General features: G+C 64.1%; 13 protein-coding genes. All 13 read left to right on the forward strand.

Annotation, left to right across the window (positions count from 1 at the left end; translation table 11 throughout):
• Window positions 1-6 precede the first annotated feature (6 nt).
• A complete protein-coding gene (gene flhF, locus DFS21_RS16380; protein ID WP_111532659.1) occupies window positions 7-1,320 on the forward strand; it encodes a flagellar biosynthesis protein FlhF in 1,314 nt (437 codons plus the stop codon).
• Between the two features lie 114 nt (window positions 1,321-1,434).
• Entirely contained in the window at window positions 1,435-2,268 is an 834-nt protein-coding gene (fleN, locus tag DFS21_RS16385; RefSeq protein ID WP_023630864.1) for a flagellar synthesis regulator FleN, read from the forward strand.
• Window positions 2,265-3,005 carry an RNA polymerase sigma factor FliA gene (fliA, locus tag DFS21_RS16390; protein WP_038706555.1) on the forward strand — a complete coding sequence of 247 codons (741 nt, stop codon included), beginning with the start codon at window positions 2,265-2,267 and terminating at the stop codon, window positions 3,003-3,005. The genes fleN and fliA overlap by 4 nt, the downstream gene beginning before the upstream one ends.
• A 104-nt stretch (window positions 3,006-3,109) precedes the next feature.
• Window positions 3,110-3,484, forward strand: coding sequence for a chemotaxis response regulator CheY (locus DFS21_RS16395; protein ID WP_023630863.1), 375 nt, complete (start codon window positions 3,110-3,112; stop codon window positions 3,482-3,484).
• Window positions 3,485-3,503: 19 nt separating this feature from the next.
• The gene (locus tag DFS21_RS16400) at window positions 3,504-4,292 is read left to right on the forward strand and encodes a protein phosphatase CheZ (RefSeq protein ID WP_046854691.1); all 789 of its coding nucleotides are present in this window, start codon (window positions 3,504-3,506) and stop codon (window positions 4,290-4,292) included.
• Between the two features lie 12 nt (window positions 4,293-4,304).
• Window positions 4,305-6,509, forward strand: a complete 2,205-nt coding sequence (locus DFS21_RS16405; RefSeq protein WP_110704105.1) for a chemotaxis protein CheA — start codon at window positions 4,305-4,307, stop codon at window positions 6,507-6,509.
• Window positions 6,510-6,554: 45 nt separating this feature from the next.
• Entirely contained in the window at window positions 6,555-7,679 is a 1,125-nt protein-coding gene (locus DFS21_RS16410) for a chemotaxis response regulator protein-glutamate methylesterase (RefSeq protein ID WP_110704107.1), read from the forward strand.
• Window positions 7,679-8,419: a flagellar motor protein gene (locus DFS21_RS16415; RefSeq protein ID WP_023631606.1), complete on the forward strand. Its 741-nt coding sequence runs from the start codon at window positions 7,679-7,681 to the stop codon at window positions 8,417-8,419. Before DFS21_RS16410 ends, DFS21_RS16415 begins: the two co-directional genes overlap by 1 nt.
• 3 nt (window positions 8,420-8,422) lie before the next feature.
• Entirely contained in the window at window positions 8,423-9,280 is an 858-nt protein-coding gene (gene motD / locus DFS21_RS16420) for a flagellar motor protein MotD (protein WP_111532660.1), read from the forward strand.
• Between the two features lie 78 nt (window positions 9,281-9,358).
• The gene (locus tag DFS21_RS16425) at window positions 9,359-10,147 is read left to right on the forward strand and encodes a ParA family protein (protein WP_046854695.1); all 789 of its coding nucleotides are present in this window, start codon (window positions 9,359-9,361) and stop codon (window positions 10,145-10,147) included.
• Window positions 10,147-11,067 carry a CheW domain-containing protein gene (locus tag DFS21_RS16430; protein ID WP_110704112.1) on the forward strand — a complete coding sequence of 307 codons (921 nt, stop codon included), beginning with the start codon at window positions 10,147-10,149 and terminating at the stop codon, window positions 11,065-11,067. Before DFS21_RS16425 ends, DFS21_RS16430 begins: the two co-directional genes overlap by 1 nt.
• Window positions 11,068-11,134: 67 nt before the next feature.
• The gene (locus tag DFS21_RS16435; protein WP_023630607.1) at window positions 11,135-11,614 is read left to right on the forward strand and encodes a chemotaxis protein CheW; all 480 of its coding nucleotides are present in this window, start codon (window positions 11,135-11,137) and stop codon (window positions 11,612-11,614) included.
• Window position 11,615: 1 nt separating this feature from the next.
• Window positions 11,616-12,011, forward strand: a complete 396-nt coding sequence (locus tag DFS21_RS16440; RefSeq protein ID WP_110704114.1) for a DUF2802 domain-containing protein — start codon at window positions 11,616-11,618, stop codon at window positions 12,009-12,011.
• The last annotated feature ends 22 nt before the right edge of the window (window positions 12,012-12,033 follow it).

Here is a 12,033-nt window from a genome sequence, read left to right on the forward strand (position 1 = left end):
TGGGTTATGCAAGTTAAGCGTTTTTTTGCCGCCGATATGCGTCAGGCCATGAAGCTGGTCCGGGATGAGCTCGGCTCCGATGCCGCCATCATCGGCAACCGGCGCATCGCCGGCGGTGTCGAGCTGACGGCTGCGCTGGACTACAAGCTGTCCGCCCTGGCCCCGCGCGTGCCCAACGCAGAGCTCGAAGACGAGCTGCGCAAGACCCAGTCGCGCATCGTTACCGCCCAGGCCGAACTGACCGGGCGTGGCGATGCCGTCGAAGGCGGCAACCGGCAATTGTTCGCCGGGCAGCCGCTGACCGCCTCGGAGCCGCTGATCGAGCCCCATGTCGACCAGCCTGCGCCGGTTGCCGCGCCAGCATCGGCACCCGTTGATCCGCGCCTGTTCGATGCCATGCGTTTCGAGCTGACCGGCTTGCGCGAGCTGCTTGAAGTCCAGCTCGGTTCGCTCGCCTGGAGCCAGCTGCAAGGCAGCAAGCCGCAGCAGGCCAACCTCTGGCGCCGGCTTCAGCGCCTCGGCCTTTCCGGTGGCCTGGCCCGCGAACTGCTCGACCTCACGGCCGGGATCGAAGAACCACGCCATGCCTGGCGCATGGTCCTGGCGCACCTGGCGCGGATGATCGACGTGCCCGAGATCGAACCGATCGAGGAGGGCGGAGTGATCGCCATGGTCGGCCCGGCCGGCATGGGCAAGACCACCACGCTGGCCAAGCTGGCCGCGCGCTACGTGCTCAAGTACGGCGCGAACAACCTGGCGCTGGTGAGCATGGACAGCTTCCGCATTGGCGCCCAGGAACAGCTCAAGACGCTGGGCCGCATCCTCAATGTGCCGGTCACCTACGTCGACCCGGGCGAGTCACTGGCCCAGGCCCTGGAGCCGCTGCTGCGCAAACGTGTGGTGCTGATCGACACCGCCGGCCTGCAGGCCAGCGACCCGGCGCTGCGCATGCAGCTCGAGACCCTGGCCGGGCGCGGCATCGCCGCGAAGAATTACCTGGTGCTGGCGACCACCAGCCAGAAGCAGGTGCTCACCGCTGCCTACCACAGCTACAAGCGCTGCGGTCTGGCCGGGTGCATCCTGACCAAGCTCGACGAAACGGCCTGCCTCGGCGAAGTGCTGAGCCTGGCCATCAGTCATGAATTGCCGGTGGCCTATCTGACCGATGGGCCGCGCATTCCCGACGACCTGCAGCTACCGCGCAAGCACCAGTTGGTAAGCCGCGCCGTCAGTGTGCAATTGCAAGAAGAGCCCAGCGACGAGGCCATGGCCGACATGTTCGCTGATCTGTACCACAGCCCTGGCAAGCGCGTGGGTTGAGGGTGAATACTGTGCAAAGTACCTACATCATGGGGTTGCCCGGCCGGACCGTGGCCTTGAATGTTCAGCCCCTCATGTGGCCTGGGTCCAAGCGAGACAAGGTAAAGAACAGACATGGGTAGCATGCATCCCGTACAGGTGATCGCCGTGACCGGTGGCAAAGGTGGCGTCGGCAAGACTAACGTTTCAGTGAACCTGTCCCTGGCGCTGGCCGAGCTCGGCCGCCGGGTGATGTTGCTGGACGCCGACCTGGGCCTGGCCAATGTCGACGTTCTGCTGGGGCTCACGCCCAAGCGCACCCTCGCCGACGTGATCGAAGGCCGTTGCGAGCTGCGGGATGTGCTGTTGCAAGGCCCGGGCGGTGTGCGCATCGTCCCGGCGGCCTCCGGCACGCAGAGCATGGTGCACCTGGCGCCCGCGCAACACGCCGGCCTGATCCAGGCCTTCAGCGACATCGGCGACAACCTTGATGTGCTGGTGATCGACACGGCTGCGGGTATCGGTGACTCGGTGGTCAGCTTCGTCCGTGCCGCCCAGGAAGTGTTGCTGGTGGTGTGCGACGAGCCGACCTCGATCACCGACGCCTACGCGCTGATCAAGCTGCTCAACCGCGATTACGGGATGAATCGGTTCCGTGTGCTGGCCAACATGGCCCAGAGCCCGCAGGAAGGCCGCAACCTTTTCGCCAAGTTGACCAAGGTCACGGACCGCTTCCTCGACGTCGCCCTACAATACGTCGGTGCCGTGCCTTACGACGAATGCGTGCGCAAGGCCGTGCAGAAGCAGCGGGCTGTCTATGAGGCCTTCCCTCGGTCCAAGTGTGCGCTGGCGTTCAAGGCCATCGCGCAGAAGGTCGACAGCTGGCCGCTGCCTGCCAACCCGCGCGGGCACCTGGAATTCTTTGTCGAGCGCCTGGTGCAGCCCACCAGTGCAGGGCCGGTGCTATGAACGCGAGCGGTTTCAAGATGTACAGCAAGGCCGCCAAGGATGCGCAGTACGAGCTGATCGAACGCTATGCGCCGTTGGTCAAGCGTATCGCCTACCACCTGCTGGCGCGCCTGCCAGCCAACGTCCAGGTCGAGGATCTGATCCAGGCCGGGATGATCGGCTTGCTGGAAGTGGCCAACAAATACGATGCCAGCAAGGGTGCCAGTTTCGAAACCTACGCCGGTATCCGTATTCGCGGTGCCATGCTCGACGAGGTGCGCAAGGGCGATTGGGCGCCACGTTCGGTACACCGCAATACGCGCATGGTCAGTGACGCGATCCGCTGTGTCGAAGCAAAGACTGGCCGCGACGCTAAAGATCACGAGGTTGCTGCCGAACTCCAATTGAGTCTCGATGATTACTACGGGATTTTGAATGACACCTTGGGCAGCCGCCTGTTCAGTTTCGACGACCTGCTGCAGGACGGCGAACATGAAGGGCTGCACGAGGACGGAGCCAGCGGCCAGCTGGAGCCGGCGCGTGATCTGGAAGACGAGCGCTTCCAGGCTGCGCTGGCCGATGCGATCGCCAACCTGCCGGAGCGCGAACGCCTGGTCCTGGCGCTGTACTACGACGAAGAGCTGAACCTCAAGGAAATCGGTGAGGTGCTGGGGGTCAGCGAATCGCGTGTCAGCCAGTTGCACAGCCAGTGCGCCGCGCGTTTGCGCAGCCGCCTTGGGGAGTGGCGGGCACGTTGAACCCGGGTTCAGTGCAGTCGTTTTTTTGTAGTGCCGAATTGATTGAGCGCGCGCTCGGCGCCGAGCGCGTTAAAGACTGCTTGGAGGTCTAATTGAACAAAGACATGAAAATCCTCATCGTTGACGACTTTTCGACGATGCGGCGGATCATCAAGAACCTGTTGCGTGACCTGGGCTTCACCAACGTCAAGGAAGCTGATGACGGCAACACGGCACTGCCGATGCTCACCAGCGAGCATTTTGACTTTCTGGTGACCGACTGGAACATGCCGGGCATGACCGGTATCGATCTGTTGCGCGCCGTTCGCGCCGACGAGCGCCTCAAGCACCTGCCAGTGTTGATGGTCACTGCGGAAGCCAAGCGCGAGCAGATCATCGAAGCTGCCCAGGCCGGCGTGAACGGCTATGTGGTCAAGCCTTTCACTGCCCTGGCGCTGAAAGAAAAGATCGAAAAGATCTTCGAACGCGTCAACGGCTGAGTCACGTCTGGGGGGCGCAATGGAGTCAACCAACAACTCTTTGGGTGAGTTCGAATCAACCCTGAAGAAGCATGCCCAGGAGCTGGTCGAGAGCCTCGAGCGCGGCCGGTTCGGTGAGGCGGTGCAGCTGATCCACCAACTGAACCAGACCCGCGACCGCGGGCTGTACCAGGAAGTCGGCAAGCTCACCCGCGAACTGCACAGTGCAATCGTCAACTTCCAGATCGACCCGGCCATGCCGCAGGCCGAGGAAGTGTCGCAGATTACCGATGCCGCCGAGCGCCTCTCCTACGTGGTCCGCCTCACCGAAGGTGCGGCCAACCGCACCATGGACCTGGCGGAGGCGTGCACCCCGGTGCTCAATGACCTCGCCACCGAGGCCCAGAGTCTGTCCGCCGACTGGCAGCGCTTCATGCGCCGCGAGGTGGCGGCGCCGGAATTCCGTGAGCTGGTCAAGCGTGTGGATAGTTTCCTGACGCACAGCGCCGAAGGTAATCAGAAGGTCGCGGGCCATATCAACGATATCGTCCTGGCCCAGGATTATCAGGATCTCACCGGCCAGGTGATCAAACGGGTGACCACGCTGGTCACCGAAGTCGAAAGCAATCTGCTCAAGCTCGTGCTGATGGCAAGCCAGGTCGACCGCTTTGCCGGTATCGAACATGACCACCAGCAGCTGCGTGCTGAAAAAGATCAAGAAAAACATCCGACTCGGGGTGAAGGTCCGCAGATTCATGCCGATAAGCGTGAAGACGTCGTGTCCAGCCAGGACGATGTCGACGATCTGTTGTCCAGCCTGGGTTTTTAAGGAGCACGTTTAATGAGCTTCGGCGCCGATGAAGAAATCCTTCAGGATTTCCTGGTAGAAGCCGGCGAAATCCTCGAGCAACTGTCCGAGCAATTGGTCGAGCTGGAAAGCCGGCCCGATGATGCGGACCTGCTCAACGCGATTTTCCGCGGTTTCCACACTGTAAAAGGGGGCGCCGGCTTCCTTCAGCTCAATGAGTTGGTGGAGTGCTGCCACATTGCCGAGAACGTGTTCGACATCCTGCGCAAAGGTGAGCGCCGGGTCGACGCGGAGCTGATGGACGTGGTGCTCGAAGCACTCGACACGGTCAACAGCATGTTCGGCCAGGTACGTGAGCGCACCGACGTCACGCCGGCCACCCGCGAGCTGCTGGCGGCGCTGTCGCGCCTGGCCGAGCCCGCTGGCGCCGAAGAGCCGGCTCCGGTCGAGGTGGCCGTTGTCGCCGAAGCGCCGGCTGCCGAGCCCGACATCACCGACACCGAGTTCGAGCAACTGCTCGACTCGCTCGATGCAGTCAAGGCCGAAGCCGAGGTTCACGAGCAACTGCAGGGTGAACAGGTCAGCGCGGGTGGTGACGAGATTACCGACGCCGAATTCGAGTCGTTGCTCGACCAGCTGCACGGCAAAGGCCAGTTTTCACCCGATACCGCTGCCAGTGAGCCAGCGGCCGTTGCCCCTGCCAGTGATGAGATCACCGACGACGAGTTCGAGTCGCTGCTCGATCAGTTGCACGGCAAGGGCACCTTCGCCGTCGACGCATTGCCTGGCGTTGCTGCGCCTGTAGCCAGTGCGGCACCAGCGGCGACTGACGAGAGCATCACCGAACACGAATTCGAGGCGCTGCTCGACCAGTTGCACGGCAAGGGCAAGTTCTCTGGCGAGGCGGTTGTTGCCGAGGCGCCTGCCGCCGTCGCCGCGCCTGTCGCAGCCAAGGCCGAAGCCAAGCCGGTTGCCAAGCCTGCGCCTGCTCCCGCGCCAGCCGCTGCCAAGCCTGCCGCTCCGGCCCGCGCGCCAGCGCCTGCCGCCGACAAGCATGGCGCCAGCGAGGCGGAGACCACCGTACGGGTCGACACCGCGCGCCTGGACGAGATCATGAACATGGTCGGCGAGCTGGTGCTGGTGCGTAATCGCCTGGTGCGCCTGGGGCTCAACAGCGGCGACGAGGCCATGTCCAAGGCCGTGTCCAACCTCGATGTGGTCACCGCCGACCTGCAGACCGCAGTCATGAAGACGCGCATGCAGCCGATCAAGAAGGTCTTCGGGCGTTTCCCGCGCCTGGTTCGCGACCTGGCCCGTCAGCTCAAGAAAGAGATTAACCTGGAGCTGGTCGGCGAAGAAACCGACCTGGACAAGAACCTTGTCGAGGCTTTGGCCGACCCGTTGGTGCACTTGGTGCGCAACGCCGTCGACCATGGCGTCGAGATGCCCGACGAGCGCGAGGCCTCCGGCAAGTCGCGCATGGGCCGGGTGGTACTGTCCGCCGAGCAGGAAGGTGATCACATCCTGCTGTCGATTTCCGACGACGGTAAGGGCATGGACCCGAGCATCCTTCGCGCCAAGGCCGTGGAAAAGGGCCTGATGGACAAGGACGCGGCCGACCGCCTGAGCGAGTCGGACTGCTACAACCTGATCTTCGCCCCGGGTTTCTCGACCAAGACCGAGATCTCCGACGTGTCCGGCCGCGGTGTCGGCATGGACGTGGTGAAGACCAAGATTTCCCAGCTCAACGGCTCGATCAACATCTTCTCGGCCAAGGGCCAGGGTTCGAAGATCGTCATCAAGGTGCCGCTGACCCTGGCGATCATGCCGACGCTGATGGTGATGCTGGCCAACCAGGCGTTCGCCTTCCCGCTGGTCAACGTCAACGAGATCTTCCACCTCGACCTGTCGCGCACCAACGTGGTCGATGGCCAGGAAGTGGTGATCGTGCGCGACAAGGCGCTGCCGCTGTTCTACCTCAAGCGCTGGCTGGTCCAGGACCACGAGCACGAGGAGCAGCACGAAGGTCACGTGGTGATCCTCTCGGTCGGCACCCAGCGCATCGGTTTCGTGGTCGACCAGTTGGTCGGCCAGGAAGAGGTGGTGATCAAGCCGCTGGGCAAGATGCTGCAGGGAACCCCGGGCATGTCCGGTGCGACCATCACCGGTGACGGCCGTATCGCGCTGATCCTCGACGTCCCGAGCATGCTCAAGCGTTACGCCGCCCGGCGTATTTGATTTCGGTGGCGCGCCCAGGCGGGTGCGCCGCCTAACGGAGTGTTTATGGCAGTCAAGGTCCTGGTGGTGGATGATTCCGGTTTCTTCCGCCGCCGTGTCTCGGAAATTCTCGCGTCCGACCCGACGATCCAGGTCGTGGGTACCGCGACCAACGGCAAGGAAGCGATCGACCAGGCGCTGGCGCTCAAGCCCGATGTCATCACCATGGACTATGAAATGCCCATGATGGACGGCATCACCGCAGTGCGTCACATCATGCAGCGCTGCCCGACGCCGGTATTGATGTTCTCCTCGCTGACCCACGAAGGCGCCCGCGTCACCCTCGACGCCCTGGATGCCGGTGCGGTCGACTACCTGCCGAAGAATTTCGAAGACATCTCGCGTAACCCGGAGAAGGTCAAGCAGATGCTGTGCGAGAAGGTCCACACCATCTCGCGCAGCAACCGCCGTTTCAGTGCCTATTCCAGCCCGGCACCGGCCGCAGTGCCGGCACCGGCCAGCAGCCATGCCCCAGCCAGCAGCTTCGCCGGTACCGCGCCTGCGCGCACTGCCGCCCCGGCCCGCGCCGCGGCACCGGCTGCCACGCATTCGCCGGCACCCAAGCGCAAGCCGTACAAACTGGTCGCCATCGGCACCTCCACGGGCGGCCCGGTGGCGCTGCAGCGGGTGCTGACCCAGCTGCCCGCCGGTTTCCCAGCGCCGATCGTGCTGATCCAGCACATGCCGGCTGCCTTCACCAAGGCCTTCGCCGAGCGCCTGGACAAACTGTGCAAGATCAGCGTCAAGGAGGCCGAGGACGGCGACGTGCTGCGCCCGGGCCTGGCCCTGTTGGCCCCGGGTGGCAAGCAGATGATGGTCGACGGCCGTGGCACGGTGAAGATCCTGCCGGGCGACGAACGCCTGAACTACAAGCCCTGCGTGGATATCACCTTCGGCTCCGCCGCCAAGTCCTACGGCGACAAGGTGCTCTCGGTGGTCCTCACCGGCATGGGCGCCGATGGCCGCGAAGGCGCACGCCTGCTCAAGCAGGGTGGCAGCACCGTGTGGGCGCAGGATGAAGCCAGCTGCGTGATCTATGGCATGCCCATGGCCATCGTCAAGGCCAACCTCGCCGACGCCGTCTACAGCCTGGACGAGATTGGCAAGCACCTGGTCGAGGCGTGCGTCTGATGGATGTGTTGAGCCTGATCGGCCTGATCCTCGCCTTTGTCGCCATCGTCGGCGGCAACTTCATGGAGGGTGGCCACGTCGGTGCGCTGATCAACGGCCCGGCGGCGCTGATCGTGCTGGGCGGTACCCTGGCGGCGGCATTGCTGCAGTCGCCGCTGTCGTCGTTCAAGCGTGCCCTGCAGATCATTCGCTGGATCTTCTTCCCGCCACGGGTCGACTTGGCTGGAGGCATCGACCGGGTGGTGAACTGGAGCCTGACGGCGCGCAAGGAGGGCTTGCTGGGCCTGGAGGGCGTGGCCGACGCCGAGCCCGATCCCTACGCGCGCAAAGGCTTGCAGTTGCTGGTCGACGGCGCCGAGCCGGAAGCCATCCGCAGCATTCTCGAAGTCGACTTTTTGACCCAGGAGTCCCGTGACATCCAGGCCGCCAAGGTGTTCGAGAGCATGGGCGGCTACGCACCGACCATCGGTATCATCGGCGCGGTAATGGGCCTGATTCATGTGATGGGCAACCTCGCCGATCCGTCGCAGCTGGGCAACGGTATCGCCGTGGCCTTTGTCGCCACCATTTATGGCGTGGCCAGTGCCAACCTGATCCTGTTGCCGGTCGCCAACAAGCTCAAGGCCATCACCCTGCGCCAGTCGCGTTACCGCGAGATGCTGCTCGAAGGCCTGCTGTCGATCGCCGAAGGCGAGAACCCACGCTCGATCGAGCTGAAGCTGCAAGGCTTCATGGAGTAAGCCATGGCCCGTCGTCGCAAGATCGAAGAGCATGAGAATCACGAGCGTTGGCTGGTCTCGTATGCCGACTTCATTACCCTGTTGTTCGCCTTCTTCGTGGTCATGTACTCGATTTCGTCGATCAACGAGGGCAAGTACAAGCAGATCTCCCAGGCGCTGATCGGGGTGTTCAACGACCCCGAGCGCAGCATGAAACCGATCCCCATCGGCGATGAGCGCCCGCTGAGCGTCAAGCCGGCCGAGCCTTTGATCAAGGACAGCGAGCAAACCGACGCGGGCCTGGCGCAGACCAGCGTCGACCCGCTCAAGACCATCACCGACGATGTGCGTGACGCCTTCGGCGACCTGATCAAGTCCAACCAGATGACCGTTCGCGGTAATGAACTGTGGGTGGAGATCGAGCTCAACTCCTCGCTGTTGTTCGCCAGCGCCGATGCCATGCCCAGTGATGTCGCCTTCGAAATCATCGAGAAGGTGGCGACGATCCTCAGGCCGTTCGCCAACCCGGTGCACGTCGAGGGTTTCACCGACAACCTGCCGATCCGTACTGCCCAGTACCCGACCAACTGGGAGCTGTCGTCGGCGCGGGCGGCGAGCATCGTTCGCTTGCTGGCCATGGAAGGGGTCAGCCCTGCGCGCATGGCCTCGGTGGGGTACGGCGAGTACCAGCCGGTGGCCAGCAACGACACTGCCGACGGCCGTGCGCGCAACCGTCGCGTGGTACTGGTGATCTCGCGCAACCTGGAGGTGCGTCGCAGCCTGACCGGCAGCGGCAGCGCCAACGCCACCCCGGATGCGGCGATGCGCCGGGCTGGCACACAAAGTGCACCAGCCTCGCCAGCACCGAGGACCGGGGGCTGATTTCGTCAAATCCCCGTCACTGAACTTCATACCGTTCCCGGCAGGGCAGGCGGCCATACCGGGAGGAAGCAACGCACGATGAGAGTCTGGGCAGTAGCCAATCAAAAAGGTGGCGTCGGCAAGACCACCACCACCATCGCCCTGGCCGGCCTGCTGGCCGAGGCGGGCAAGCGCGTGGTCGTGGTCGACCTCGACCCGCACGGCTCGATGACCAGCTATTTCGGGCACAACCCCGATGCGCTGGAGCACAGCTGCTACGACCTGTTCCTGCACAAGGGCACGGTGCCCGAGGGGCTGCCGGGCCAGTTGCTGCTACCCACCAGTGACGAGCGTATCTCGCTGCTGCCGTCGAGCACCGCGTTGGCGGTGCTCGAGCGTCAGTCGCCGGGCCAGAGTGGCCTGGGCCTGGTGATCGCCAAGAGTCTGGCGCAGCTGTGGCAGGATTTCGACTTCGCCCTGATCGACAGCCCCCCCTTGCTGGGCGTGCTGATGGTCAACGCCCTGGCCGCCAGCCAGCAGTTGGTGATCCCGGTGCAGACCGAGTTTCTCGCGGTCAAGGGCCTGGAGCGCATGGTCGGCACGCTGGGCATGATCAACCGTTCGCGCAAGCAGGCGTTGCCGTACCAGATCGTGCCGACCCTGTTCGACCGCCGCACCCAAGCTTCGCTGGGTACCTTGAAAGTGTTGCGCGACACCTATGGCGATCAAGTCTGGCAGGGCTACATCCCGGTGGATACGCGCCTGCGCGATGCCAGCCGCAACGGTGTCACGCCCTCGCAGTTCGATGGCAAGAGCCGAGGCGTGGTGGCCTACCGGGCGCTGCTCAAGCATCTGCTTACCTATCGCTCCGCGCTGCAGGTGGCCTGATGAACCAGGCACCTCACATCACCAGCAAACCGCAGATGGCCTTGCAGTCCTACCTTGATGGTTTGCTGCAGGAAGCCACCGAGCCGTTCGAGTTGCCGCCCGAGCGGGATCTGCCCGTCGCGCAGCCCGTGGAGCAGGCTCCCGGCGATGAGTTCGAGGCGGCGGTCCGCGAGGAGCAGGCCCGCGATGCTCAGCGCCAGGTCATGCCAGCCGCGCCTGCGTCCCGGCCTTTCGCCGAACCGCAGGCCAAGGTCCTGCCAACCGTGCTGCCGCCCGCCACGCCTGTCATGGAGCCGGTGGTGGCGGTGGTCGAGCGCGAGGTGGTGGCTGAGGCCAGCATTCCGCTGTTGACCGAGCCCCCGGCCATCGAGCCGGCGACGCCACTGGTGGAGCTGCACGTGCCGGCGGCGCCTGCCGCGCCAACACCTCCGGCGACGGTCGACGGGCGTCCTGAATGGGCCGCCGAGCCATTCGAATGCCTGCTGTTCGATGTCGCCGGGCTGACCCTGGCGGTACCGCTGGTGTGCCTGGGCTCGATCTATACCCTGGCCGGCCAGGAGCTGACGCCGCTGTTCGGCCAGCCGGACTGGTTCCTTGGCATCCTCACCTGCCAGGCGGGCAACCTCAAGGTGCTGGATACTGCCCGCTGGGTCATGCCTGACCGCTACCGGGACGATTTCCGCCAGGGCCTGCAATACGTCATTTCGGTCCAGGGCTACGAATGGGGGCTGGCCGTGCACCAGGTCAGCCGCTCGCTGCGCCTGGACCCGAACGAGATCAAATGGCGCAGCCAGCGTGGCCAGCGCCCGTGGCTGGCCGGCACGGTGATCGAACACATGTGCGCGCTGCTCGACGTCGCCGAACTGGCCGAGCTGATTGCCAGTGGCGCGGTCAAGCAGATGAACACCAAACACAACTGAATCAACGCCGCTACTGCCGCGGCAATACAGAGCACACCGCCAATGGCGGATTTTGAGGGCTAGGGGAATGAAAAAGTCGTCTGCACAAGGTTCCGAAGATCCGATCCTGCAGTGGGTAACCTTCCGTCTGGACAACGAGTCCTACGGCATCAATGTCATGCAGGTGCAGGAAGTACTGCGCTACACCGAGATCGCCCCGGTACCGGGCGCCCCCAGCTATGTGCTGGGCATCATCAACCTGCGCGGCAACGTGGTGACGGTGATCGACACCCGCCAGCGCTTCGGCCTGATGTCGAGCGAAGTCACCGACAACACCCGTATCGTCATCATCGAGGCGGACAAGCAGGTGGTCGGCATCCTCGTCGACAGCGTCGCTGAAGTGGTGTACCTGCGCCAGTCGGAGATCGAGACCGCGCCGAACGTCGGCAACGAAGAGTCGGCCAAGTTCATCCAGGGCGTGTGCAACAAGAACGGCGAGCTGCTGATCCTGGTCGAGCTGGACAAGATGATGACCGAGGAAGAGTGGTCCGAGCTGGAGAACATCTGAGTTGATCTTCGAGGTTGCTGTCATCTTCCTGGCGCTGCTGTGGGCGCTGAGCCTGTGGTTCTTCCTCAACTACAGCAAGCGCCAGCGCGAGCTGGCCGCCCAGCAGGCCCAGGGCGATGCGCTGCGTGACCAGCGCATCAAGGACCTCGCCAAACGCCTGGACGACTACCAGAACGGCACCGTGCGCATGGGCGAAGCGATCCATGAATTGCGCGCGGTGGTGGCGCCGCTGCCCGAGAAGCTGCAGCAACTCGAGCAGCGCGACCCCCACAGCGTCACCTTCGCCCAGGCCGCCAAGCTGGTGGGGATGGGCGCCAGCGTCGAGGAGCTGACCCAGACCTGCGGGTTGACCCAGGCCGAGGCGCAGTTGATGAGCAAGCTGCACCGCGGCGAGTGATGAACAGGGCGACGCAAGTCGC

Source organism: Pseudomonas sp. 2848 (assembly GCF_003253945.1).
GTDB lineage: Bacteria > Pseudomonadota > Gammaproteobacteria > Pseudomonadales > Pseudomonadaceae > Aquipseudomonas.

Excerpts from the sequence above, each read along its gene's own strand:
- DFS21_RS16425 (WP_046854695.1), top strand. The coding sequence starts at position 9,359 with ATGAGAGTCTGGGCAGTAGCCAATCAAAAAGGTGGCGTCGGCAAGACC.
- DFS21_RS16400 (WP_046854691.1), top strand. The coding sequence starts at position 3,504 with ATGGAGTCAACCAACAACTCTTTGGGTGAGTTCGAATCAACCCTGAAG.
- DFS21_RS16430 (WP_110704112.1), top strand. The coding sequence starts at position 10,147 with ATGAACCAGGCACCTCACATCACCAGCAAACCGCAGATGGCCTTGCAG.
- fliA (WP_038706555.1), top strand. The coding sequence starts at position 2,265 with ATGAACGCGAGCGGTTTCAAGATGTACAGCAAGGCCGCCAAGGATGCG.
- DFS21_RS16435 (WP_023630607.1), top strand. The coding sequence starts at position 11,135 with ATGAAAAAGTCGTCTGCACAAGGTTCCGAAGATCCGATCCTGCAGTGG.
- DFS21_RS16395 (WP_023630863.1), top strand. The coding sequence starts at position 3,110 with ATGAAAATCCTCATCGTTGACGACTTTTCGACGATGCGGCGGATCATC.
- DFS21_RS16405 (WP_110704105.1), top strand. The coding sequence starts at position 4,305 with ATGAGCTTCGGCGCCGATGAAGAAATCCTTCAGGATTTCCTGGTAGAA.
- fleN (WP_023630864.1), top strand. The coding sequence starts at position 1,435 with ATGGGTAGCATGCATCCCGTACAGGTGATCGCCGTGACCGGTGGCAAA.
- motD (WP_111532660.1), top strand. The coding sequence starts at position 8,423 with ATGGCCCGTCGTCGCAAGATCGAAGAGCATGAGAATCACGAGCGTTGG.
- DFS21_RS16415 (WP_023631606.1), top strand. The coding sequence starts at position 7,679 with ATGGATGTGTTGAGCCTGATCGGCCTGATCCTCGCCTTTGTCGCCATC.
- DFS21_RS16410 (WP_110704107.1), top strand. The coding sequence starts at position 6,555 with ATGGCAGTCAAGGTCCTGGTGGTGGATGATTCCGGTTTCTTCCGCCGC.
- flhF (WP_111532659.1), top strand. The coding sequence starts at position 7 with ATGCAAGTTAAGCGTTTTTTTGCCGCCGATATGCGTCAGGCCATGAAG.